Genomic DNA, 24,968 nt, shown 5'->3' on the forward strand with positions numbered 1-24,968 from the left:
CTCGGTAAGCTGCCCAGCATGAACAATCCGGCTTCCATTCCGGACCGCGAACCCCTGGCCGGGCTGGTCGAACGGGTCACCTATCACAATCCCGACAATGGCTACTGCGTGCTCCGGGTAAAGGTTCGGGGGCACCGCGACCTCGTGACCGTGCTCGGCCATGCCGCCTCCATTTCGGCCGGTGAGTTCGTCCAAGCGTCAGGCAAGTGGGAAGTTCATCGCGAACACGGCCAGCAGTTCCGGGCGGCCTTCCTGAAGTCAGCACCTCCGTCATCGCTGGAGGGCATGGAGAAGTACCTGGGCTCGGGGCTGATCAAGGGCATCGGCCCGGTTTATGCGAAGAAACTGGTCAGGGCGTTCGGCGAGGCCGTGTTCGACATAATCGAGCAGCAGGGCGAGCGGCTGATCGAGGTCGCCGGCATCGGTCCCAAGCGGGCATCCAAGATTCGGCTGGCCTGGAGCGATCAGAAAGCCATCCGCGAGATCATGGTGTTCCTACAATCCCACGGCGTCGGCACCTCGCGGGCGGTCCGCATCTACAAGACCTACGGGGCCGACGCGATCCCGCTGGTAACCGAGAACCCGTACCGGCTGGCCCGTGATATCCGCGGCATCGGCTTCAAGACCGCCGACATGATCGCGGAGAAGCTCGGCATTCCCAAGACGGCGATGATCCGGGCCAGAGCCGGCATCTCCTATGCCCTGCTGAATGCGGTCGATGATGGTCACTGTGGACTGCCCCGTGACGAGTTGCTGAAGTTGGCCGAGGAGTTGTTGGAGATCCCGACCGAAATCCTGGAAGACGCGATCAATCTCGAACTCGGCGACGGCATGGTAGTCGCCGACACCATCGGGGAACGCCAGTGCGTCTTCATGAGAAAGCTGTGGGAAGCCGAACGGACCATCGCCGAGCGGCTCCGGGTACTGCGGGACGGCCAGCCGCCCTGGCCGACCATCGAGGCCGACAAGGCCATCGAGTGGGTGCAAATGAAGCTCTGCGTCACGCTGGCGGAAAGCCAGCAGGCGGCGGTCCGGATGGCCCTGGCGTCCAAGGTCGTGGTCATCACCGGCGGACCGGGGGTGGGTAAAACCACACTGGTCAATGCCATCCTGAAGATCCTGGCGGCCAAAAGGGTCGAGGTCATGCTGGCCGCCCCCACCGGCCGGGCGGCCAAGCGGATGACCGAGGCGACCGGGTTGGAAGCCAAGACCATCCACCGGCTACTGGAGTTCGATCCCGCCGGCGGTGGATTCAAGCGGACGGAGGAGAACCCACTGGACTGCAACCTGCTGGTCCTGGACGAGACCAGCATGGTCGATGTGCCGATTATGGCGTCGACCCTGAAGGCAGTCAGGAACGGCTCCGCCGTGATCATGGTCGGTGACGTGGACCAGCTTCCCTCGGTCGGTCCCGGACAGGTACTGGCCGACATCATCGGCTCCGGCATGGTACCTGTGGTGCGACTGACCGAGGTGTTCCGGCAGGCCGCCGAGAGCCAGATTATCACCAATGCCCACCGGATCAACGCCGGCCGCTTGCCCGATCTCAAGCCACCAGCGGACGGCCGGAACTCGGACTTCTACTTCATCGACGCTGCCGACTCCGAGGACGCAGCCCGCAAGGTCGTCGAGGTCGTGCAGAACCGGATTCCCAGGCGGTTCGGCTTCGACGCCATCAGGGACATCCAGGTGCTGGCCCCGATGAACCGGGGCGGATTGGGAGCCCGGACGCTGAACGTCGCCCTCCAGGCGGTTCTGAACCCCGCCACCGGCCAGCCCCAGGTGGAGCGGTTCGGTTGGACCTACCGCCCGGGCGACAAGGTGATGCAGACCACCAACGACTACGACAAGGAGGTCTTCAACGGCGATCTGGGGTTCGTCTCGACCATCGATGCTGATGCCCAGGAAGTGACGATCACCTTCGACGGCCGGGACGTGGTGTACCAGTTTGGTGAATTGGACGAGGTGTCTCTCGCCTTCGCGACGACTATCCACAAGAGCCAGGGTTCGGAGTACCCGGCCGTCGTGATCCCCGTGGGCATGACCCATTACATGATGCTGCGGCGGAACCTGATCTATACCGGCGTCACCCGTGGCAAGAAGCTGGTCGTGCTGGTCGGTCAGCGAAAAGCTGTCGGGATCGCTGTCCGGTCGGCCGAGGGTGGGCGGCGGTGGTCGAAGCTCCGGGAACTGCTGGAGAGTGCTGCGGTCAGAAATTGAACGGCACACATCACGTGATCCCTGTTGACCTTCATTCAATGGAGACGATCGCTCGTCCACCGTTCTGTCTAGTCCAGCACGCACATCGCGGGCGGGTCGGTCCCTCGTAGTCGATGCCTTCCTCGTGCGAACACGATGATCCGGTCAGCCATGGCGACAGTCTAGATTCTGGCTCCGTCGATGAAGGCCAGGATCGCGGTAGCAATTCCGGATTCGTCCGCACATCGCGGTTTTCGGACGACCATCGTCGCAGTTCAGCCGGTTCCTGTTCTGCGGCTAGAACTATGGTGACCACCACCTTGGACTTCAACCTGACCTCAGCTTTGATGTGGGAGACCGTCCCCAGTTGGGTCCGATCTGGAGGGGCGGGGATCATCCGGTACATCAAGCTCTCAAACTCGGGTCGGGTATCGGCACACCTATTCGAAAAAGTCCTCGTCCACTCGCTTGATATGCAAGGTCTCCTCGATCCTGCATCCGACCTCGTGACGGATCATCAGGTGAGCGAGCCTAATACCGTCGATCAGCACGATCCGCATACCAAGCCGCTCGGCGGTTTCCTTGGCCGAGGTGGTGAAAGTGGATGTGGTCACGAACAGCCCCTTGGTCGCCTTGAACAGGTTGAGACTGCCGAAGAAGTCACGGATGGCTCCGGCTCCAACGGCGTTTCCGTCTGCGTACCGCTTCGCCTGCACGTAAACTCGGTCCAGCCCGAGCGGGTCCTGGTCGATGACACCATCCACACCATCGTCGCCCGATTTCCCGACCAATGCCTTGTCGAGGTCCATGACCGAGCCGCCGTAGCCCATGGTGACGAGGAGGCGGACCACGGTCTTTTCGAAGAAGGCGGGCGTCCCGGTCCGCACTCGCTGGAGGATCTCGTCGGCCAGGGCCGCCTCAATGCGGCGATGGGCTTGCCGCATCACCTCGTCGGGGGTCAGGGGGCTTTCGATAACCGGCAACGCGGCCTCCACGGCTCCGCCCGTTTCGGTAACGCCGTCGCGGAAATCTTTGAAACCGGGAAACTGTTCTAGGAAACGGATGGTGATCCGCTCCGGCGGCGACTTCAGCACCTCACGTCCCGCCACGGTGATGCGGAAGTGAGCCCGCCTCGTCAACTCCACCAGCCCGGCCTTGGTGAGGTGGCTTTTGGCCCAATGGACCCGGTTGGCGAATGTCGTCTGCCGCCCCGAAGGCAGAAGTTGAGCACGCTCCTCGTCGGACAGGGCGAACGCGTCGGCAAGGCGGTCCACTACGTCACCGATGCGGACCTCGCCGCCGTCGGCGGTGGTCTTCAGGACGGGGAGCATCAGGGTCTGAAAATCGGGAACCGCCATCAGGTTGGCCCCAGGCGACGCAGGGTCAGGAAATGCTCGTTGTTGTCCAGCCACGCCTTCCTGACCTTCCAATCCGGCAGGATGGTGGCGACCAGTCCCCAGAAGGCCCCATCGTGGGTACGGTGCCTGAGGTGGCAGAGTTCATGGACAACCGCGTACTCCAGCACCGTCTTAGGGGCAAAAACCAAGTGCCAGTTGAGGTTCACGACGCTGTCTCGGCCGCAACTACCCCATAGGTACTTCTGGTCCTTGACCAGCATGCCCCTGGGCTCCAGGCCGTTCGGCTTGCCGTGACGCCGCACGAAAACTGCCGCGTCCTCGCGAAGCCGCTTGCGGAACCAAAGCCGCAACGCGTCCTCGATCAGGTCGTCGCGGACGGCCTCAGACAATGCTCTGGGGTACCCGACGACAAAGCCATTGCGGTAGGAAACCTCGATCAAGGTACCTTCAACCGGCTCTACCCGTAACCGCATGAGCCGACCCCGAAACGGGATCTTCGCCCCGCTGACGAAGCGGCTAACCGCGTTTGAGCTTGCTACCCGTTCGGACATATGTCGTGTCTGCTCGAACAGCCATCGCCGACGACGGTGGAGCACGGTCGCGACCTCCTCGTCGGTAGCAGCCGCCGGAACCACAACCTCTACCGCGTTCGGCGTGACTGTGATGCGTGCCTGCGTCACTGAGGCAGACCGACGCAGGACATAATCAATCCCGGTACTTCCAACGGTCAAAACGGGCATGATCAGCCCCTCGCAAAGTGCTTGAGAGCGAATTCCTCCACCTGCATGGGGACCTCCTTAAGGTTTCCAAGTCCGAAGTCGTGGGCGTAGCCCCGGACCTTCTGGCGAAGAGATCTCCTTAGTCCTTCCTTCTCATGCCAAAGCGGCGGTGCGGTACTTTCGTCCCGGTACAGGGCTTCGATCTTCATCGCCAAACCGTCCGCACCATCACCCGCATTGAAGGCTCGAAGAACCTGGAGAATGCCATAGGCCCCCTCGGAAAGCCCCGTGCCCTCATGTGCCTTTGCCTCCGCGTTGAGATCCTTGGCAAGTTCTTCTGCCATCCTCAGCTTATCGGCCCAAGACATCTGGGAACCGTCCAGCTTCTCCAGAAGCTCCCGTAGGCGTTCCGAGAACTTGGCGTACTGGTGATGGTTCTGGGACATCCGCTCGTAGACCACCTTGCGGAGTTCCGTGGTCTTGCGGATGGCGGCCGTCTTCAGGTCATCTTCGGTTTTCCCATCCACCTTGAAGTCGTCCCAGAACTCGGGATCGGTGATATGGCGGAGTTTGACCGTCACGCTCAGCCCCGTGGCATCAAGATGCTGGTCCAGCATGTCCCTGATCTTACGACTGTAGGACTGCTGATCGAAGGCTTCCCGCTTCTCAAAAACCTGGGTACCGTATTGGAGGAAGATCGCCACCCACTTCAGGTCGTCGGTGAATTCCAGCACAGCGGGGTCGGGACTGACGGCCTCGTACAGGCCGATGAACTCCCGGGCCTTGCTCTGGAATTCGAACCACTTGTCCTCGGTCTTGAGCAGAGCGACGAGCCGGTCGAACTCCGCCTTGAGGGTACCCTTGCCGATCTTACCCCCGACCTCTCGCTTCACGCCCTTCATCATTTGAGCGACGACGGCGTGTGCGGTTCTAAGCTGATTACGGAGATCATCGAGGTTCCGCATGGCGTTCTGCACATCATCAGCCCGATAGGACGCGAGGGCCTCCTCCAAGTTATCGGACACGCCGATATAATCGGCGATGAGGCCGCTCCTCTTCTTCGCATCCGCGACCCGGTTGGTACGGGCGATGGCCTGAAGCAGGCCATGCTCCTTCAGCGGTTTGTCCAGGTACATCACAGACTCGATGGGGGCGTCGAACCCGGTCAGCAGCTTATCGCAGACAATGAGGAACTCCGGCTGGCTTCCCTTCTTGCCGAAGGCTTGCTTGACAACGGTCTCGGCGTCTCGGTCGAGGTAGTGGACCTGAAGGCCCTCACGAATGTCCTGGATACGGCCATCTTCGCTGGGCTTCGCGTCCTCCTGTGAGGCGGAGTAGACGCATGCCGACATGGCGGCGGCTTGTGCCGTGGCCGCGTCGCTGTCCATCCCCTTGGCGATGAGATCTTCTGTGATGACCTTGTCCAAGGCCCGCTTGTAGAGGATTACCGCCTCGCGGTCGATGGCGACGATCTGGGCCTTGAAGCCGTCCGGACGGGCGTACTCCTTGAAGTGCGTCCAGATGTCGTAGGCAACCAGGGCGACCCGCTTGGGATGCTTCACCAAGTCGGTGATCTTGACACCACGCTTCTTAACCTGCTCCAGCTTGTCGTCGGGCAGGTCAGCGAACCACTGGTCGAACAGGATGTCGATCTTGGCCTCATCGATGTGCCAGTCGGTCTTACGGCCTGTATAGTAGATCGGAACCGTCGCCCCGTCCGCCACCGCGTCATCGATGCCGTACTTGTCGAGGTAGCCTTCGCCGACCACGCCGAAGTTGGCGTAGGTGTCCTTGTCGTTCTTCTTGATCGGGGTGCCGGTGAAACCGAAGAAGCGGGCGTCGGGCATGGTCTTTCGCAGGTAGGCACCAAGGTCCTTCTCCTGCGTTCGATGACATTCATCGACCATGACAATCCAGTTGGCGGAGTTTGGGATCTGCCTGTCGGACCCTTGGAACTTGAAGATGGTGGACAGTACCGTCAAGCCATCGGTTCCACTGGCAATAAGGGTCCGAAGGTCACGGATACTGTCCACCGCCACCGGGTTTGGCAGCCCGCAGGCGGTGAAGGTGCCGCTGATCTGACCGTGCAAGTCGATACGGTCGGTCAGCACCATGATGTTGGGGTTCGCCAGTTCGGGTGACGTGACGGTCAGGTGGGTCTTCAGCTTGAGAGCAGCGAATACCATGGTCAGCGACTTGCCCGACCCCTGGGTGTGCCAGATCAGCCCGCGACGGTGCTGGTTCGCCGTCACCCGCTCTACGATCTTGTTGACCGCCCGGAACTGCTGATAGCGGCACATCTTCTTGACGGTACCAGCGTCAGTCTTCTCGAAGACGATGAAGTGGGCGATCAGGTCGAGCAGGCGGGAGGGCTCCAGAAGGCTCCATAGCCCCTTGGTAAGCTCGTCGGCGAAGTCGGTCGCCTGCCGGGGCCAGGGATCACACCACGTCGCGAAAAACTTCGACAGGCTCCCCGTCGATCCGTACAGACAGTTGGTGCTGTCGGTGACGATGTTGAAGCAGTTGGACAGAAACAGGCGGGGGATGTCTCGCTCGTACTGTCGGATCTGCTCGAATGCCTCACCCGTCTTGTCCTTATGGTTGATCGGGCTCGGGACTGTCGGGAATTCCGTGCTTGGCGGGGCGGGTTCAGTATCAGGCGGTCATCGCCTTTGCGAACCGGTCGCCGAAGATGACAGCCATCTGGGCTTTGGCGGCCGTCCATTCCCGGGGCGGCATCTTCCAGTCTTTCTCCGCGCGGTTCAAGACGAGAAACAGGAGCTTCAGCGCGGCCTCGTCATTGGGGAAATGCCCCCTGGCCCGGACCGCCCGGCGCAGCTTTGAGTTCAACGCTTCAATGGCATTGGTCGTGTAAAGGATGCGCCGGACCTCGCGCGGGAAGGCAAAGAAGGGGATGACCTCCGGCCACGCCCGCCGCCAAGCCTTGCCGATGGCCGCGTATTTTTCGCCCCAAGGCCCGGTCTCAAAGGCGCTCAGAGCCATCTCGGCGGCCTTGTCGTCGACAGCGTCGTAGACCGTCTTCAGGGCGGCGGCGATGGCCTTGCGGTCCTTCCAGGACGCGAACTCCATGCTGTGGCGCAGCAGATGAACGACGCAAGTCTGAACAATCGTCTCCGGATAGGCAGCCGCGATCGCCTCGGGAAAGCCTTTCAGCCCATCGACGACGGCCAGCAGGATGTCCTCCACACCCCGGTTCTTCAACTCGTTCAGGACGCGCAGCCAGAACTTGGCGCCCTCGTTCTGTTCGATCCACAGGCCCAGCACCTCCTTGGCGCCGTCGGCCCGCACGCCGATGGCGACATGGATGGCCTTGTTGCGGACCAGACCTTCGTCGCGGATCTTGACCCGGATGGCATCCAGGAACACCAGGGGGTAGATCGCCTCCAGCGGCCGGTTCTGCCAGGCCGTCACCTCCTCGATCACGGCGTCCGTCACCGTGGAGATCAGGTCGGCCGACACCTCGATGCCATAGAGCTCCCGCAGGTGTCCCGTGATCTCCCGGGTTGACATGCCGCGTGCGTACATTGAGATGATCTTCTCGTCGAAGCCGGGGAAGCGCCGCTGGTATTTGCCGATCAGCGCCGGATCGAACGTCCCCGACCGATCGCGGGGAATGGACAGACCCATCGAGCCGCCATCGGTCAGCACCGTCTTGTGGCCGTAACCGTTGCGACGGTTGCCGCTCTCATCTCCAGCCAGATGATGATCCAGCTCCGCCTTCAGCGCCCGCTCCGTCAGCGCCTTCTTCAGCTGGTCGAGCAGGCCGTTCTGGTCGAATGCCGTCTTCGCATCGGCTCCAGCCAGCAGCTGGTCAAGGATCGCGTCAGGGATAACAGGATCTTTGCGTCGGGCCATTCAGGGTCTCCTTCTGTTTCAGGATAACCCCGCCAAGCACGAAATTCCCGATAGTCCCTCGGGCTCTTACACTCGATCACCACGACGGGGATGCCGTTGAGATGGATCACCACATCAGGGATGCGAGTCACCTCGGCCTTGACGCGGAACTGGTGAGTAACCGTCAGGACATTGTTGGTGAGAGTGCGGAAATCGATTACGCGAAGGGTTCGCCGTGTAGCCTCACCCTGAATGGGGCGACTGAAGTTGCCTCGCAGAATGGATAACCACGCCTCGTTGCTGGACACCGACACGAGGTCAGCGTAGGCCGCCTGGGCGTCGGCCTCAGACACACCATTGATCCGTTTGATGGCAGCCACGACATGGGGGCGGAACAGCACCTGATTATCGCCGTCGCGGAGGTCTGCATGGTCCTCCGGTGGCACGAAGCAGTAACCCATGGCCTCAAGGCAGACGATAGTCGGCTGTTCGACAAGATGCCATTCCATGCCCTGGGCCACAACTGTCTCTCCTCTTCTCGTGCCCTATTCAGCAGCGGCTAAGTTGTCGATGAAGACCCGCTTCTGGCCCGACAGGAGGTCGGATAGAAGGGCGGATTTGGTTTCCTTCAAAGAAGCCAACTCCTCCCTGGAAGCTTGCTCGGCTTCTGACAACGCATTAAGGCGATGAACAATCTTTTCCTGCTCGGGCTTCGGTGGCACGGCTATAAGCTGATTTGTGATTTCTGACTTATGAACATGGAGCAAGCTTGCCTTGAAGCCGTGAGCCTTAGATTCAATGCGAGTCGTGACCAATGTCATCGCAAAGAACAGCCAGAACTTGTCCACTTCAGAACATGAGTGCACTTTGAAGATGTGCTGGTTCAGCACTCCACGAGGGCCATCCCAGAGGTGAGGTCCGAATGACACCCCTCGAACGCCAGCCCAAGAAAAGAGCAGATCACCAGGGTCAACAATCCACTTGTCTTTCGGCGTCCCTGCAAAGTAATTGAACTCCCGCGAGCCATTGAGATTTTGAATCCTGATAATAGGCAACCCATGACTAGTCCATTCTGTTGGGCGAAAACCGTTACCATTAGTGAGAGTGCATAACTCTCCAAGCGGTTTCAGTTCCCAAGTCTCTGGAATTTCGCCGACCTCGGTCAGCTTGAAGCGGGTGTGTCCGATGCCTCGGGTCAGCAGCCGTTTAAGGACACCCTGCTTGACTTTGCGGGTCTGCTCGATGACTGCTTGTGTCGCCTGAATGGCCTCGTCCACACTAGTGAGGATCTCAGCAATGCGGCGTTGTGCATGTAGCGGTGGTAGAGCTATAGGAAAACTCTTGAGAGACTTCTTGCTGATCTCCAAAAATGTGCTGCCACCTGCAAGACGTTCCAAGTTCAAACGATTGTAGATGATCCATTGGGTCAGAAACGTAGGATCATAGTGGCGGCTAGGCAGAAAGTTCGCGAACCCTTGGTTCGTTGTCATCGGCACCAAGTTAATCACCGGGTACCCTATGGTCGCCCTGCTGGTCATGAGAACAGACCCAGGCGGAAGCAACCTTAGAGACAAACCTTTGATGGCCTTATCATTTATACTTGAAGCCGTCCTGTTGATTTTCGTTACCCCGATGGGAAGTTTGGTTACGTCCGACGGAGTCGCCCAGGCAATTGTGCCATCTTCCCAGTAGGAAGCTTCATCCTTAGACGGTGTAGAGCCGCCCACGATGTCTGCCATTTCCCCCAGAGTAGTCTTGAGCCATCCCTCAGGCACCTTCTGGGACATACCCAAGCTCCTTCAAAAAACCCATCATTTTTGCTTCAGCGGTGTCCCGCTGTTCCCGTAGTTCGAGGAGCTTCTCGACTTCCTCGGCCACGTCGAGGTCTTCCGCGTCCTCGGTGACGTGGACATAGCGGCTGATGTTGAGGTTATGGTCGTTGGTAGCGATCTCCTGGATCGGCACCACGCGGGCAAGGCGGTCCACGTCGGCATAGTCGTGAAATGCCCTGGCGAGGACGGCGACGTTACTGGCGGACAGATGGTTCTGAGCCTTGCCCTCGACGAACTGCTCCACGCCGTTAACAAATAGCACCTTGCCCTTCCGCTCGGCAGGCTTGTCCTTGCGGATGATGACGATGCAGGCGGGGATCCCGGCCCCGTAGAACAGGTTGGGGGCCAACCCGATCACGGCCTCTATCAGGTCGTCCTTCAGCATGCCCTCGCGGATCCGCCCCTCGGCCCCGCTGCGGAACAGGATGCCGTGGGGCAGGACCACACCCAACATACCGTCGTGCTTCAGGCTGGCGATCATGTGCTGCACGAAGGCCAGGTCGGCATAAGACTTAGGCGGGCAGCCGTAGCGGTCACGGGCGAAAGGATCACCGTTGCTCCAAACGTCGTGTCCCCATTGCTTTAATGAAAAAGGTGGATTAGCTAGAACACGGTCAAAAGTGCGGATGGCACCACGAGCTAGATGTACTCCTTTCAGTGTGTCCATCAGTCCGTCAACACCTTGCCGTCTAACACCCTCACCAATGAGGTGCTTAGGGTCAATGAGGGTGTCACCTCGGGCGACTGACGCGTCGTCGATGTCGTGCAGGAACAGGTTCATCTGGCAGATGGCCCAGGTGTTCAGGTTCCGCTCCTGCCCAAACAGGGACAAACTCTTCGGGTTCTTGCCCAGCCGCTCCAAGTGGTGGACGACCTCCAGCAACATACCACCGGACCCACAAGTGGGGTCGTAGATGGACATGCCCTCGTCGGGACGGAGACATTCCACGATCAGCCGTACAACCATCTTGGGGGTGTAAAATTCGCCCCCCTTTTTGCCTGCGTCATCGGCGAACTGGGCGATCAGGTACTCGTACGCCTGCCCAAGAACGTCCGGCTCGACGTCGACGTTGCGGAGCCGGTACCTCTCGAAGTGCTGAAGGAGCTTCTCCAGAACTGCGTCGGGAAAGCGTTCCTTGTTGTTAAAATCCACGTCCTGGAACACGCCCCGCAGACGGTGGTTGGCGTCTTCAACCGCGTGGAATGCGACGTTGAGGTGGGTACCGATGTCAGTGGTGTGCCTCCGCACATCCTTCCAGAAGTGCCCAACGGGGATGGGAAAGCGGTGCTCCTCGGGGTCGGCGGCAAGTTCCTCATCGCCGTATCTCGCCAGCCGTTCTTCGTACTCTTCCTCCCATACGTCACATAGCCGTTTGTAGAACAGAAGACCGAAGATGTAGTGCTTGTAATCACTGGCATCGATTGCCCCTCGGAGGATATCGGCGGCCCTCCAGAGGTGGGCTTCAAGCTGGTCGAGCGATAGTACCGTCATGTGTCTGCCGTTGGCCTCAGGCGTGATAGAGGCGGCAATCTATCAGAAGAAGTACAGCAGGTAACTCACTGAAGTGCCTTACCTGGTAGAAGTTTTTTTGGGACTGACGATCGACGCGGGTCCCCTCTGGTCCATTGACGGAATCGTCTTACTGGCTGAGGACTTAACGTCGACACCGGGCAGCAACCTGGTGCACAGACGCATTCAGAAGATGCACGAAAACCGTGCCAAAACCCTCGCACCACCTGCATTCTGGTTGAATCTAGTGTCAGCGTCAGTGCACTCGACATTAACGGCAAAACCCTGACCTCGACCCAGGAATGGTACATCGACAGCCTTATGGGCTCCATGACTAAAACGTTCATCAAGATCGATGCCCGTGACGGCGTCTTCCTCGTTGCCAGCGACAAGGCCGGTAGTGCGACGGCAATCACGAAGAACGAATCGGACGCATAGTCCAGGGTCAGCAGCATCGTTTTGAGCCAGAGTGGAGCCACAGAGATCGGCGGCTCGGGCGTCCTCTCGGGTCCTGTCGGCACGTCCCTCTACATTAGGTTGGATGCCTTGTACCTCCTCTTGGGTGGCGGCACCCCAACCGGTGTTGTGACGCTGTCACTCCTGGCTCTTCAAAGCTAAGAGTTGCGACAGACGAAAATCCGCGACCTGGGATGTCTTTTCCCTCATACGATCAGATCTGGGCTCACCACCTCCAACTATTGAGTTGTGGAGTCACTCCTTTCGACGAGGAGTCAGGCTGCGTTTGGTGCTGTGCAACTGTCGCAATTTTCTAAATTCCTTCCCTTTCCCAACGCTGTCGGCGATTCGCAGCAGCTGACTCTCGTGAAAGGGGGTCGGCTTGCCGTTCCTTCCGCGTGCGTGGTAGCCTCGTATTTGAAGTGCTGTAGAGATACTTCCGAGCACCGTGGCTTCGCCAGAACAAACAATGTCTTTCATCGCATCGTATATCTTCTTATCTCTTTCACGAGATTTCAGACTGAGCGGCCGGCTCTCCTCAAAGCCTCGTAGTGCCTGCTTCAGCTTGTACTTCCCAACTGCGGCAAGCGACGCAATTTCTTCAGTGTTGATGTGTATGTAATCGTCAACATACGGGTCGGTGAGCGATTGCTCATCGATTCTAAAAATTTCTTCCATGATGTCATCAATGAAGGCAAGCTTAATCCAGAAATCTAAGAAATCATCAAAGAGGTCGTATTGGCCGCGTATTGCGTCATAAGACTCAACAAGAACCAAGTCAACGATACCAAACCTCTCAAGAGCTATACCTAACGTTGGATGCTGAAATACTTCGGCAAGTGAGAGTTCGCCGATCAACCGGTACCGCGACCCTCGCTTGATGATATCCAGGTTCTCGGACAGCTTGTCTCGCCGCCCCTCCTCTGACTTAACACCTTGTAAAAGAACGGCATTTCGAATTTCCATTGACAACTCCCCCCTCTGTCAATTGTCTGCTGTGGCACCGGAAACTTCTCAGCGGCATTATATCTTCGTCAGTGGCCACTGCATATCGCCAACTTACCGCAACATGGCAAATACTCACAACGTGTGCGAATATGGGGAGAAGTACAAGAATGAATACTTTCACGAATGATAGTCAGTCTACGCTCCAAGCCGACGAGGACCACGCTCAACAGCACGCAGAGCAAGAGCAAACTGTTTCCGGAAACAGTTCAGCGGATGAAGATGCATCAGCGGAAGCCGATTCGGGCTTCACAGATCTGGAAGCGGGTGTTCTCGAGCACGTTGACGAAGTGCAACTCCTGATCGGTGATATGGATAGGCATCGATTAGCCGGCCGAACTATGAAATTGGATTTCGAAAGCCGAATGGCCGTCATCGCAACCAAATTCGCTCCACTGTACGCACGGATCTCAGCTATGCCACCGCAGGAGCGACGAGCATTTCTTTCAACTCCTGCGAAGCTGGGAGGTGTCGAGAAGAAGTGGCCCGATGCCCGAGCGATAGACCCTTATGCCGTGATGATGGTCCACAAATACCTTTTTGATGGCAAAGAGAATAGAAAGGGAGCGATTAAAGTCCTGTGCAACAGAATTGGATATACGGCAGCGGCTTTGGCGGAGATTGGAAAATTCAATTTCGATGACGCTTACAATTATGTGGTAAAAAACGGAATGTGCGGAAGAGTTTCTCTTGATTATACGGCCAGGAAAAGGAACAAATATGAAGTTGGGCTGTCAGTTCTGGATTCGAAACCTGTACAGTTCTCATTTAGTATTCCGGAGGATGATGGATTCCCTCCTGGATCTTACAGGGCGTTTCTAGTTCGAAAAGCTGAAGAGGCTGGATACCACTTGATCGATGATCTCGCTCCGGATGAGAAATTGCTGGGCCAGATAATTGAGCGGTACTATTCTTATGCTGACAAGCCTGAGACTGAGCACGGAGAACCGCCTCCCGAAGATCCAGACATACGAACAGTTACCTCGCAGAGACTGAGCATAGAATGGACCGGCAATCGTCGTGTTAATCCCTCGGGCGGATGCTCCAATGCCGATGCTGATTGCGATAACTGTTACGCTCGATCTTTTTCGGCTCGCCAGCAGGGTATGGGAAGGATGAAGTATGAAGGAACAACTAGAACGGGCAATAATGGTCGGCTCGAGTGGACCGGAAGACTTAACTGGGACAGCAAAGCCGCACGGCAGCCGCTCCACTGGGGAAAGGGGCAGCTTATCTTTGTAAACTCAATGAGCGATCTGGGACACCCTGGGATCAAGCCAGAAAATTTCGCTGAGATGCTCGATGTCATCGAGCAAACGGCAGACAGGCATGTGTACCAGGTCCTGACCAAGCGTCCCAACGTCGTGGCGAAGCGGCTCAAGGTTCTCGGTCGCTCCTGGCCGGATAATGCATGGCTTGGCACATCGGTGGGCGTCAGGAAAGGCCTCCATCGCATCGCTGCACTCCAAGAGATCGATGCCAAACGGTTCCTGTCGCTGGAGCCGCTGATCGAGGATGTCGGAGACCTCAATCTCACGGGCATCGATTGGGTCATTGCTGGCGGAGAATCTGGGCAATCTCGAATTCGGAAGCCAGAGCCCGATTGGCTTAGGAACCTTCGGGATCAGTGCCTAAGTGGTGAAATCCCGTTTTTCTTCAAACAATGGGGAGACTGGAAATTCAACCCTCTGACGAGGGAGTACGGATTGGCGAAGGCCAAATCGATGGAAGAGGAGGTCGGGGATGCCAACAGCCATGGCGGAGCCCTGCTTGATGAGCGGCTCTGGCGAGAGATGCCAGAAAAGATGGCCGAAGTCCTCCGCAGTTCTTAACCGGCAGGAGGGCAAGACCTAGCTCCGAACTGTTTCTGGAAACAGTTTTCGGCACTGGTGGGGAGGTGGCGAGAGCCACTTCCCCTGCTTGCTCCCTTGACACTCCTCCTGTGGCGGATGTCCCAAAACCCCCTCCGCCAACCGGGTCCCCAGCGTCGCATATTTCCTGGCTTCCGGAGCCTCTTCTGCGGTGTCCCACAACCACCCGGTTAGTTGACAGCGGCTGGGCCTGTGCGACGGTGATCGGCATGAAGAAGGTCGCCATATACGCCAGGGTGTCGACGGATCGGCACCAGACAGTCGAGAACCAACTCGTCGCTCTCCAGGCGATGGGCGAGCGGTTGGGTTGGGTCGTCGTGGCCGTCCATGTCGATGAGGGGATCAGCGGTGCGAAGGGTCGGGAGCAGAGACCAGGGTTTGACGCCCTGCTGAAGGGGGTGGCACGCCGGGAGTTCGACCTGATCGCGGCGTGGAGCGTGGACCGACTCGGCCAGTCGCTCCAGGATCTCGTGGGTTTTCTGGCCGACATCCAAGCCCGCGGGATTGATCTCTACCTGCACCGGCAGGGCCTCGACACCTCGACACCGTCGGGCCGAATGATGTTCCAACTGCTGGGGGTGTTCGCCGAGTTCGAACGATCGATGATCCGGGAGCGGGTCATGGCCGGGCTCGACCGGGCTCGTAGTCAGGGTCGCCGCATCGGTCGACCGCCGATGCCGGCGGGCAAGCTTGAGAGCGTCCGGCAGGCCCTGGCCGGCGGTGCCGGCGTGCGGCAGGTGGCCCGGTTGACCGGCGTCAGTCCGACAGCGGTCTCGCGGGTCAGGCAGTCCATGGTCGCCGAGAGCCAGTCCGGCACAGTCTGAGCCCAAGACTGTGCCGGACTGGCTCTCGGCGGGTAAATACCGGGACGCACCTCGGCGTCGCCCGTCACGGAGTTCAGCATGCGAGCCCACGAGTTCATTAGCAAACGACGCAGCCATCGTCATGAGCACGTCGCAGTCCTCTACCTTGATCCGACTGACTGGAACCGGTTCCGAGCCTTCGCCCAGGATCGTGATGATGTCGTTATCCTTGACGCCAAGCCGGATGCAGATCGGATTGCTGTCCAGTGCGGCTGCCAGTCGGTTGAGATCTGCGACCGGCTGCAGGATGCCTGGAACTGACGCTGGGATCGGTTTTGTCCTGAGCATGCCTGTTGGTTGCTCCAGCCGGCGCCGCAGGCGCCGGCTGGAGCATGACCTCAGTCCTGCGGGAACTCGAAGCCGATCTTCCCACCGGGCACGCAGTGCCAGCGAAGTCTGGCAAGGGTAAGCACCGCCAGGTCGTCACACCCTACGATGAAGGTGCGATAGCAGTTTCCTCCCGACCACCATACCCGACCCGGAGCAATGCTGTATTGACCAGGAACGCGTCCGGCCGACGACGAGAGCTTGTCGATCCAGCAGGTCCGGACATCGATTCTGGTGATATGGGATCGGCTTTCGACCTCCGTCCGCAATGCCGTGTTCTCTGCGTCCACGACAGCCTTGTGCTTGTGCATAGTGAGCAGATGTCTGAGAAGCTTAACGTCCATGGTAAACAACCTTTCTATGTGTTTCGAACCGTAGCCATCCGCTGCGGTAAGGGTAATTTGAAGCATCTGATCAGGGAGAAGCAAAATTACTGTTTGGTCAGATGAGTACTTTTCTGCGATTTCGCTAATGTGGTGGGTAAATGACTTTGACGTGATTGACGTCAGAGGGGCATTCACTCGGGAGGTGGCGGTGAAGGTCGAGTGAGTGCTTGGTCGCTCAGTGGCGGGGGACTATCGGGAATTTCGTGCTTGGCGGGGTTATCCTGAAACAGAAGGAGACCCTGAATGGCCCGACGCAAAGATCCTGTTATCCCTGACGCGATCCTTGACCAGCTGCTGGCTGGAGCCGATGCGAAGACGGCATTCGACCAGAACGGCCTGCTCGACCAGCTGAAGAAGGCGCTGACGGAGCGGGCGCTGAAGGCGGAGCTGGATCATCATCTGGCTGGAGATGAGAGCGGCAACCGTCGCAACGGTTACGGCCACAAGACGGTGCTGACCGATGGCGGCTCGATGGGTCTGTCCATTCCCCGCGATCGGTCGGGGACGTTCGATCCGGCGCTGATCGGCAAATACCAGCGGCGCTTCCCCGGCTTCGACGAGAAGATCATCTCAATGTACGCACGCGGCATGTCAACCCGGGAGATCACGGGACACCTGCGGGAGCTCTATGGCATCGAGGTGTCGGCCGACCTGATCTCCACGGTGACGGACGCCGTGATCGAGGAGGTGACGGCCTGGCAGAACCGGCCGCTGGAGGCGATCTACCCCCTGGTGTTCCTGGATGCCATCCGGGTCAAGATCCGCGACGAAGGTCTGGTCCGCAACAAGGCCATCCATGTCGCCATCGGCGTGCGGGCCGACGGCGCCAAGGAGGTGCTGGGCCTGTGGATCGAACAGAACGAGGGCGCCAAGTTCTGGCTGCGCGTCCTGAACGAGTTGAAGAACCGGGGTGTGGAGGACATCCTGCTGGCCGTCGTCGATGGGCTGAAAGGCTTTCCCGAGGCGATCGCGGCTGCCTATCCGGAGACGATTGTTCAGACTTGCGTCGTTCATCTGCTGCGCCACAGCATGGAGTTCGCGTCCTGGAAGGACCGCAAGGCCATCGCCGCCGCCCTGAAGACGGTCTACGACGCTGTCGACGACAAGGCCGCCGAGATGGCTCTGAGCGCCTTTGAGACCGGGCCTTGGGGCGAAAAATACGCGGCCATCGGCAAGGCTTGGCGGCGGGCGTGGCCGGAGGTCATCCCCTTCTTTGCCTTCCCGCGCGAGGTCCGGCGCATCCTTTACACGACCAATGCCATTGAAGCGTTGAACTCAAAGCTGCGCCGGGCGGTCCGGGCCAGGGGGCATTTCCCCAATGACGAGGCCGCGCTGAAGCTCCTGTTTCTCGTCTTGAACCGCGCGGAGAAAGACTGGAAGATGCCGCCCCGGGAATGGACGGCCGCCAAAGCCCAGATGGCTGTCATCTTCGGCGACCGGTTCGCAAAGGCGATGACCGCCTGATACTGAACCCGCCCCGCCAAGCACGGAATTCCCGACAGTCCCCGGGAAGGCTGCCCAGGACCTCACTGTGTCGGTCGTCGGCCAGCTTGGCGAAGTCGCTGTCCACCCAGGCGTCGCCGAGCGGCGACAGGAACCGCTTGACCATCTCGGTCTTGCCGCCACCCTGCTGGCCGATGATCACCGGCATCATGTGATTGCCGACCGTCATACCCCGGATCTTCCGGCCGACCTGCCAGATGAAGTGCTGGAGGACAGCCTTGACCAGGTGATGATCCTGGTCGTAGTCGGCCAGCACAGCCTGGAGGAACAGGTCCCACTGCTGGTCTGTCTCGGCGTGCTCATCTTCCTGAATGCCGCCGCCCACTTTGTCAGCGAGCCAGAACAGGATCTCCGCCCGCTTCTGCACCACCCATTCGTTCCAAGCCCGCTCAATGCCGGCCTCGGTGAAGCCGAGCTTGTGATCCTCGTTGAAGATCTTCATCTGATCGACGACCCGCCTCACGTCGATCTCCCGCGGACTCCAGATTTCGTTGAAGCGGTCGAGGTACTCGTCGTCGGTCTCCTGGAGGCGGACTTCGCTACCGTCCGCCCGGATCAACACCCGCTTGGTAACCCGGACCCTGTCCTTGAGCGTCGGCTCCAAGCCAAACTGATCGGTGTAGGCCCGAATGAATTCAGCAAGGCTCGTCGGGAAAAATCCCAGAACCTCGGCGACCTTGGCCCTGGCGATCTTTCGCTTGGTCAGGTTGACGTTCAGGCCGACCTCACCCTTCAAGAACTCCGCGACGACATCAACATCGTCGGGGCTCAGGTTCTCGACCGGGAGCCGGGCCAGTACGGTGTCGGCGAAGTTGGCAGGGGCTGCACGGTCCAGGGCCGTTGTACCCAGGCGAATCTCCTCGAGGATACCGACAACATCCGGCTGTCCAGCGAACTTGGTGACAAGGCTCATTCCATAACCCTCATTCAGTCGGGGCTCGATTGCCGCGACGAGGGTCACCATGAACAATCCTCACCCCGCGGGTCCAAATTGCAGGAACACCCCCGGAAAAATCAAAAACGGGAATAATGAGCCAAGGAACATGGTCTGATAGAATGGCGAGTTGGCCCAGCCATTTCGGCAATCCAAATCTGCCGCGACACAAAGCTTGGCTCAGTATAGTAGGCGGCAGACAATAGCACTGTCCTCAGCAGCCAAGGCCCTCACATGCCCCTCCTCGGCTCCACCAAACCGGACTCCGACTGGTATGTTCTAGGGCCGATCCAAAGCGGAACCAGTGGTCAGATTGACAGCGGCTCGGTCTATGGGACCGTCCTGCATGGACAACTGGATTTGCCGGTGCAGGAGGATCTACGTGGCAGCGGTTTACAAGCGGGGGCGGACATGGTGGGTCCGGTTTACATGGCACGGACAGGAGGTCCGAAGGTCAGCCCGAACCTCGTCGAAAGTTGTGGCTCAGCAGTATCTTGCTCAACTGGTTGAGGAACGCCGACGGCTGGACCGAGGCGGCCGTCCCCGTCACACCTTTGATGAGGCTGTCGAGCGATTTATCGGCGAGCACCTTCCATCGCTCAAACCTCTAGCTGCCCGCCGATACCTCTTCAGCCTAAAGATGTTGAACCCGCACTTCGTCGGGGCCTATCTGGATGAGGTCACGAAGACGAAGATCCTAGCCTATGTCAGCTTCCGGAGAAAACAGGGCATATCGCCATCAACAATCAGACGCGACCTGGCTTGCCTCTCATCGATGCTGCAACTCGCTATCTCATGGGAGTGGGTTGATGCAAATCCGATCCGGACCCTGGACCGGCGACTCTTGAAGGAAGGAGACCCTCGAAGACGCTACCTGAGCCATGAGGAGCAGGAACGGCTTCTCGTTGCGGCGGGGTCTTATCTCAAGCCGATGGTCGGGTTCGCTATCGAAACCGGTCTTCGCCTGGAGGAGCAACTGTCTCTGGAGTGGTCACAGGTCAACCAGCGGCGTCACGAACTCACTCTCACCAAAACCAAGACCAGCAATCCAAGGGTGGTCCCCCTCACCGATCAGGCCGCACAGATCCTGGCACAGCAGCCACGACATCTGACCTCGCCCTACGTGTTCTGCAAACCAGATGGATCACGGTACCTCAGGCTAACTCGTGGGCTGGATGGGGCCGCATCGCGGGCTGGGATAAGCGATCTTCGATGGCATGATCTCCGCCGAACCTGTGGCTGCCGCCTCCTACAGGACTACGGTATGGACCTATACCGGGTCAGCAAGTGGTTGGGGCACAAGTCGGTTGCCATGACCGAAAGGGCCTACGCCTTCCTCAGAGTCGACGACCTGCATGCGGTGATCCGCCCCGGTACAAAGGTCGGCACAGGGAACGCGGATTGATCGCCGGACGACTGGCCCGCCAAACGAAAAACCCCTGCCAAGTGCTTGACTTGGCAGGGGTTTTAACTGGTAGCGGAGGAGGGATTTGAACCCCCGACACAAGGATTATGATTCCTCTGCTCTGACCAACTGAGCTACTCCGCCGCAGGCCCGGTTCGTCGCCGGGAGGCCGTCATATAGTTCGGCGAAGTGGGGACTGTCAAGCGCTTCGCGGTGTTTTTTGCAGCCCCAAATACCCTGCGCGTAAGCCTCCTCTTCGCAGGAAAAGTTTCTTAACCGGCGGCCGCTATGATGCTCCGCCGCATGGCACGGATCTTTGACAATCGCATATGAAAGCCAGCCCGTCCGGTCGGCGGGGCAGGGCGGTCCGACGGATCCGACGCCACGAATGATGACATCCGCCGTCGTCAGACCACGGTGCGGCGGCGGCGCTCCGGCGACGCCGAGCCGGCCTGAAACTCTCCGCCCCCTACGTTTGCTGACTTTTGCTGACATGCTCCAGGGGGGGGCGGCGTGGCGATCCCGGGCCAAGCCGCCCCGGGTCCCTCATCACGTCTGCGTACATTTGCTGACATACCCGGGGGTATCGCGCCTGCCCACCCGGCAAGTCTCATGCAGCAAACCCCGTCCCTCAGGCAGCCGCGAGCCCGCCTTCGGCCCGGGTGATCCAGCCGCCGCCCAGCACCCGGTCGCCCTGGTAGAATACGCAGGCCTGTCCCGGCGCCACGCCGAACTGCGGCTCGTCCAGCACGATCTTCACGGCCCCCGCTTCCGCCGCCGGGAATACCGTCGCCTCCGCCGCCGGCTGCGCCGACCGCAGCTTCACCTGCACCCGCGTCCCGCCGGCGTCCGGCGCGCTACCGGTGCCCAGCCAGTTGACCTCGCGGACCAGCACGCTGTCGCGCCCCAGCGCCGCCCGCGGACCGACCACCACCTGGTGCAGGGCCGGGTCCAGCCGGACGACATAGAGCGGGTCGCCGCCGTCGCCCTTCTGGCCGCCGATGCCCAGCCCCTTCCGCTGTCCGATCGTGTAATGGATGATCCCCCCGTGCCTGCCCATCACGCGGCCGTCCACATGCACGATGTCGCCGGGCTCGATCGCGCCCGGTCGCAGCTTCTGGACCACCTCGGCATAGGACCCGGTCGGCACGAAGCAGATGTCCTGGCTGTCCGGCTTGTCCGCCACCACCAGCCCGAACCGCTCGGCCAGCGCCCGCACTTCCGGCTTGTGCATGCCGCCCAGGGGGAACCGCAGGAAGTCCAGCTGTTCGCGGGTCGTGGCGAACAGGAAATAGCTCTGGTCGCGGGCCGGGTCGATCGCGCGGTGAAGCTCGGCGCCGTTTTCGCCCATCGCCCGGCGCACATAGTGGCCGGTCGCCAGCGCCTCTGCGCCCAGGTCGCGGGCGGTCTCCAGCAGGTCGCGGAACTTGACACGCTGGTTGCAGCGCACGCAGGGGATCGGCGTCTCGCCGCGCAGGTAGCTGTCGGCGAAATCGTCCATCACCGACTGGGAGAACCGGTTCTCGTAGTCCAGCACATAATGCGGGATGCCGATCCGGTCGGCCACCTGGCGAGCGTCGTAGATGTCCTGGCCGGCGCAGCAGGCGCCCTTCCTGCCCACGGCCATGCCGTGGTCGTAGAGCTGGAGCGTTATCCCGACCACGTCGTATCCCTCCTCGCGCAGGAGGGCCGCGGTGACCGAGGAATCGACGCCTCCGGACATGGCGACGACCACGCGGGTATCCGCCGGCGCCTTGGCGAAGCCGAGCGAATTCAACGCCGGGGAACCAACGGCGGCCGAGCCCGCCGCGGCGGGGTTCGAGGGGTACATCAAGGGTGCGTCCATGCCCGCCAATATAGGCGACCGCCGGTGCGCCGCAACAGGCCTCGACGCCACCAAGGGTCGGCGTCAAGCCTCCATTGGGGCGGAAGCCTGGCCAATACAAAGGACGGATGGAATAAGGCTCCGGAAAAATCGTTCATAAGCATAGAGAAAAAGTGCATTTCGCGGCCGTGACGATGGCACGTTTTGGGTGCTCGCGGTATTCAGCCTGGGTAACGAAGGTCTGAAACCGCCATGGCTTGAGCGATTATTTAAGGCTAATGCCATTAAAATCCGCTGTGCGCCGTCGGCCCGAAGATTTGAGGTCCCGCCATTACGGACCCGTTGATGATGGATTGAGCAGAACATGGCCAGCATGGACGCGATAGACCGCTCCGAACCCGACCACTCTCGACCGTCCTCATCCATGCCACCGGCCTCGTCGGCACGTACCCGGCCGGTACCGCTGTGCGTGGACATGGACGGCACGCTGCTCAACACGGACAGCCTGATCGAGTGCTTTTTCGCCCTGATCAAGGACTGGCGCGTGCTGTTCGCCATGGTCGGCTGGCTCCTGAAGGGCAAGGCGCACCTCAAGCAGCAACTGGCGCTCCATGCCCGGCTCGACCCTACATTGCTACCTTACAACACCGGGCTGGTCACCTGGCTGCACGAGCAGAAGCGGCTCGGCCGGCGGCTGATCCTGGCGACCGCGGCGGACCACATTATCGCCGACGCCGTCGCGCGCCACCTCGGGATCTTCGACGAGGTCATCGCCTCCGACGGGCTCAACAACCTGCGGGGATCGGCCAAGGCCGAGGCGATCGACCGGCACCTCGAAGGCCAGCCCTACGCCTATGCCGGCAACGACTTCTCCGACCTGGAGATCTGGCGGCACGCCGATTCCGCCGTCCTGGTCAACGCGCCCAAGAGCGTGTGCAAGGCGGCGGCGGAAATCACCCATATCGAAGCCCATGTGGACGACCGCGCCCCCTGGACACGCGCCTTGCTCAAGGCGCTGCGGCCCCATCAGTGGGTCAAGAACGTCCTGGTCTTCGTGCCCATCGTCACCGCCAGCGCGCTGTTCGATCTCTCGGCCTGGGGCGATGCGCTGCTGATGTTCCTGGCCTTCTGCTGCACCGCCTCGGCCATCTACATGATCAACGACCTGACCGACCTCGCATCGGACCGGCAGCACCACCGCAAGCGCAACCGCCCCTTCGCCAGCGGCGCGCTGCCGCTCTACCACGGTCCGATCTTGGCGCCCGGGCTGCTTCTGCTGGGCGGGTCGCTGGCCGCCGCCGCCGGCGCCTTCACCGTCGTGGTGCTGTACGCCGTCTGCTCGATCCTTTACTCGTTCAAGCTGAAGAGCCTGGCGCTGGTCGATCTGTTCATGCTGGCGGCCCTCTACACCATCCGGCTGTTCGGCGGCGGCGAGGCATCGGGCTATCCGGTCTCGCTCTGGCTGCTGGGCTTCTCCAGCTTCGTCTTCCTCAGCCTCGCCATCGTCAAGCGCGTCGCCGAACTGATGGCCTTGCCACCGGAAAACGGAGGTAAGCCGGCGGGACGGGGGTATCGCGCCGGGGACATGGATATCCTGCGCCTGATGGGCGTCGCCTCTTCCTTCACCTCGTGCCTGGTGCTCGCCCTCTACGTCCAGTCCGACCTGGCGCTGGGCCTCAACACGATGGATGCGCTCTACTGGGCGATCGTGCCGCTGATGCTGTTCTGGCAATGCCGCATCTGGCTCGCCACCTCGCGCGGCAAGATGCACGACGACCCCATCGTGTTCGCCGCCAAGGACCCCGTGTCGTGGCTCGTCTGCGGCGCCGTCTTCGCCATCGTCGCCATCGCCCATCTGCCCGTATAGAGGAATCGTGACCACTCACCGAATCCCATCCCAGCCGGGCGCGTCCACGGGATCCCGCTCCATGATGCGGCGGGCGGAGTACGGCGCGGTCATCACCGCCGTGGTCTTCGTCGCGGCCATGTCCGCCGCCGGCATCTGGTTCGGCCTGGACGAGGTCTGGCACCGCATGTGGGCGCTCAGCCCCGCCGTCTTCGCCGGGCTGCTGCTCCTGTCGCTGGCCAACTATGCCCTGCGGGCATGGCGCTGGCACCTGTTCGGCCATCATCTCGGCATCGACGTTCCGGCGGGACGCACCGGGCTCTACTACGTCGCCGGCTTCGCCATGACCACCACTCCGGGCAAGGTGGGGGAGGCGCTGCGCCTCTGGCTCCTGGAGCGATGCCACGGCTACCGATACGAGCGCACCGCCCCGCTGCTGATCGGCGACCGCATCAGCGACGCCGTCGCGATCACCCTGCTGTGCCTGACGGGGCTGTCGGCGTTCGGTGCCGCCTACGGCACCGGCACCCTGGTGGCAGCCGCGGCGCTGGCAGGGGGGCTCCTGATGCTGCTCCGTCCGCAGATACCCTTGCGCGCGGTGCTGCTGGCCTATGGCCTGGTCGGGCGCTGGCCGCGCCTGTTCGGCGGGGCGCGTACCGTCGTGCGCAAGACCTCGCGCCTGCTCGATCCCCGTATCTTCGCCCTGACCTCAGCGATCGGGGTGGTCGGCTGGCTGTGCGAGGCCTTCGCGCTGCATTGGCTTCTGATCGACCTGGGCGCCCAGGTCACGCTTCAGCAGTCGATCTTCGTGTTCGCCTTCGCCATGCTGGTCGGCGCCGTCTCCATGCTGCCGGGCGGGCTCGGCGGCACCGAGGCGACCATGTTCGCTCTGCTCACCCTGCTCGGCGTGCCCGCCGACACGGCGCTGGCGGCGACCTTGATCATCCGGCTGACCACGCTATGGTTCGCCGTCGGGCTGGGGTTCGTGGCCCTGCCGGTGGCGCTGAAGCTGGCCCGCCAACCCGCGGCGGAGCGTCTGGCGACCGCCGACGGAATCAGGTGAGTTCTTGATAT

The 24,968-nt window shown here is 60.6% G+C and carries 19 protein-coding genes and 1 tRNA gene; 8 read left to right on the plus strand and 12 right to left on the minus strand.

The annotated features are described in order from the left end of the window. Window positions 1-18: 18 nt before the first annotated feature. Window positions 19-2,220 (plus strand): SF1B family DNA helicase RecD2, encoded by a 2,202-nt coding sequence (gene recD2 / locus JL100_RS10410; RefSeq protein WP_202685228.1) that lies wholly within the window; start codon window positions 19-21, stop codon window positions 2,218-2,220. A 419-nt stretch (window positions 2,221-2,639) separates the two neighbouring features. Here the strand turns inward: recD2 and JL100_RS10415 are convergent, their stop codons facing one another. From JL100_RS10415 to JL100_RS10450, 8 genes are all read right to left on the minus strand, one after another. After that, on the minus strand, window positions 2,640-3,557 hold the full coding sequence (locus tag JL100_RS10415; protein ID WP_202685229.1) for a restriction endonuclease: 918 nt from the start codon (window positions 3,555-3,557) through the stop codon (window positions 2,640-2,642). Then, on the minus strand, window positions 3,557-4,297 hold the full coding sequence (locus JL100_RS10420; protein ID WP_202685230.1) for a M48 family metallopeptidase: 741 nt from the start codon (window positions 4,295-4,297) through the stop codon (window positions 3,557-3,559). The genes JL100_RS10415 and JL100_RS10420 overlap by 1 nt, the downstream gene beginning before the upstream one ends. A gap of 2 nt (window positions 4,298-4,299) precedes the next feature. Beyond that, complete coding sequence (locus JL100_RS10425) at window positions 4,300-6,882, minus strand: type I restriction endonuclease subunit R (protein ID WP_228421342.1); 2,583 nt, start codon at window positions 6,880-6,882, stop codon at window positions 4,300-4,302. A 49-nt stretch (window positions 6,883-6,931) separates the two neighbouring features. After that, window positions 6,932-8,152, minus strand: a complete 1,221-nt coding sequence (locus tag JL100_RS10430) for an IS256 family transposase (RefSeq protein ID WP_201072050.1) — start codon at window positions 8,150-8,152, stop codon at window positions 6,932-6,934. Further along, window positions 8,044-8,652, minus strand: a complete 609-nt coding sequence (locus JL100_RS10435; RefSeq protein WP_228421186.1) for a type I restriction endonuclease — start codon at window positions 8,650-8,652, stop codon at window positions 8,044-8,046. The genes JL100_RS10430 and JL100_RS10435 overlap by 109 nt, the downstream gene beginning before the upstream one ends. Before the next feature lie 24 nt (window positions 8,653-8,676). Further along, window positions 8,677-9,870 carry a restriction endonuclease subunit S gene (locus JL100_RS10440; RefSeq protein WP_267133608.1) on the minus strand — a complete coding sequence of 398 codons (1,194 nt, stop codon included), beginning with the start codon at window positions 9,868-9,870 and terminating at the stop codon, window positions 8,677-8,679. A gap of 28 nt (window positions 9,871-9,898) precedes the next feature. Next, complete coding sequence (locus JL100_RS10445; protein WP_202685718.1) at window positions 9,899-11,455, minus strand: type I restriction-modification system subunit M; 1,557 nt, start codon at window positions 11,453-11,455, stop codon at window positions 9,899-9,901. Between the two features lie 729 nt (window positions 11,456-12,184). Next, window positions 12,185-12,895: a hypothetical protein gene (locus JL100_RS10450; RefSeq protein ID WP_202685717.1), complete on the minus strand. Its 711-nt coding sequence runs from the start codon at window positions 12,893-12,895 to the stop codon at window positions 12,185-12,187. A gap of 149 nt (window positions 12,896-13,044) precedes the next feature. On the opposite strand from JL100_RS10450, the gene JL100_RS10455 reads away from it, so the two are divergent. The 3 genes from JL100_RS10455 to JL100_RS10465 all read left to right on the plus strand — a co-directional run bounded on the left by JL100_RS10455 (window position 13,045) and on the right by JL100_RS10465 (window position 15,929). Continuing rightward, window positions 13,045-14,766: a phage Gp37/Gp68 family protein gene (locus JL100_RS10455; RefSeq protein ID WP_202685716.1), complete on the plus strand. Its 1,722-nt coding sequence runs from the start codon at window positions 13,045-13,047 to the stop codon at window positions 14,764-14,766. 248 nt (window positions 14,767-15,014) lie between these two features. Then, window positions 15,015-15,629 carry a recombinase family protein gene (locus JL100_RS10460; RefSeq protein WP_202685815.1) on the plus strand — a complete coding sequence of 205 codons (615 nt, stop codon included), beginning with the start codon at window positions 15,015-15,017 and terminating at the stop codon, window positions 15,627-15,629. A 78-nt stretch (window positions 15,630-15,707) separates the two neighbouring features. Next, window positions 15,708-15,929, plus strand: coding sequence for a hypothetical protein (locus tag JL100_RS10465; RefSeq protein ID WP_202685816.1), 222 nt, complete (start codon window positions 15,708-15,710; stop codon window positions 15,927-15,929). Between the two features lie 77 nt (window positions 15,930-16,006). Here JL100_RS10465 and JL100_RS10470 read toward each other — a convergent pair whose 3' ends face one another. Continuing rightward, window positions 16,007-16,339, minus strand: coding sequence for a hypothetical protein (locus JL100_RS10470; RefSeq protein WP_202685817.1), 333 nt, complete (start codon window positions 16,337-16,339; stop codon window positions 16,007-16,009). 285 nt (window positions 16,340-16,624) lie between these two features. Between JL100_RS10470 and JL100_RS10475 the strand changes: the two genes are divergently transcribed. After that, on the plus strand, window positions 16,625-17,845 hold the full coding sequence (locus JL100_RS10475) for an IS256 family transposase (RefSeq protein WP_201072050.1): 1,221 nt from the start codon (window positions 16,625-16,627) through the stop codon (window positions 17,843-17,845). On the opposite strand, the gene JL100_RS10480 is transcribed toward JL100_RS10475, so the two are convergent. Next, entirely contained in the window at window positions 17,805-18,848 is a 1,044-nt protein-coding gene (locus JL100_RS10480) for a hypothetical protein (protein WP_228421187.1), read from the minus strand. The two genes, JL100_RS10475 and JL100_RS10480, sit on opposite strands and share 41 nt — an antisense overlap. A 316-nt stretch (window positions 18,849-19,164) precedes the next feature. On the opposite strand from JL100_RS10480, the gene JL100_RS10485 reads away from it, so the two are divergent. After that, window positions 19,165-20,223 carry a tyrosine-type recombinase/integrase gene (locus JL100_RS10485; RefSeq protein WP_228421188.1) on the plus strand — a complete coding sequence of 353 codons (1,059 nt, stop codon included), beginning with the start codon at window positions 19,165-19,167 and terminating at the stop codon, window positions 20,221-20,223. A 67-nt stretch (window positions 20,224-20,290) separates the two neighbouring features. Here the strand turns inward: JL100_RS10485 and JL100_RS10490 are convergent. After that, a tRNA-Met gene (locus JL100_RS10490) sits at window positions 20,291-20,367 on the minus strand. Window positions 20,368-20,854: 487 nt separating this feature from the next. Continuing rightward, window positions 20,855-22,000 carry a tRNA 2-thiouridine(34) synthase MnmA gene (gene mnmA / locus JL100_RS10495; RefSeq protein ID WP_202685390.1) on the minus strand — a complete coding sequence of 382 codons (1,146 nt, stop codon included), beginning with the start codon at window positions 21,998-22,000 and terminating at the stop codon, window positions 20,855-20,857. Between the two features lie 412 nt (window positions 22,001-22,412). Here mnmA and JL100_RS10500 point away from each other — a divergent pair, with 412 nt between their 5' ends. Both JL100_RS10500 and JL100_RS10505 read left to right on the plus strand, forming a co-directional pair. Continuing rightward, window positions 22,413-23,915, plus strand: coding sequence for a UbiA family prenyltransferase (locus tag JL100_RS10500; protein ID WP_202685375.1), 1,503 nt, complete (start codon window positions 22,413-22,415; stop codon window positions 23,913-23,915). Window positions 23,916-23,976: 61 nt separating this feature from the next. Next, window positions 23,977-24,957: a lysylphosphatidylglycerol synthase transmembrane domain-containing protein gene (locus JL100_RS10505; RefSeq protein ID WP_202685376.1), complete on the plus strand. Its 981-nt coding sequence runs from the start codon at window positions 23,977-23,979 to the stop codon at window positions 24,955-24,957. Window positions 24,958-24,968 lie beyond the last annotated feature (11 nt).

Source organism: Skermanella mucosa (genome assembly GCF_016765655.2).
Taxonomy (GTDB): Bacteria; Pseudomonadota; Alphaproteobacteria; order Azospirillales; family Azospirillaceae; genus Skermanella; species Skermanella mucosa.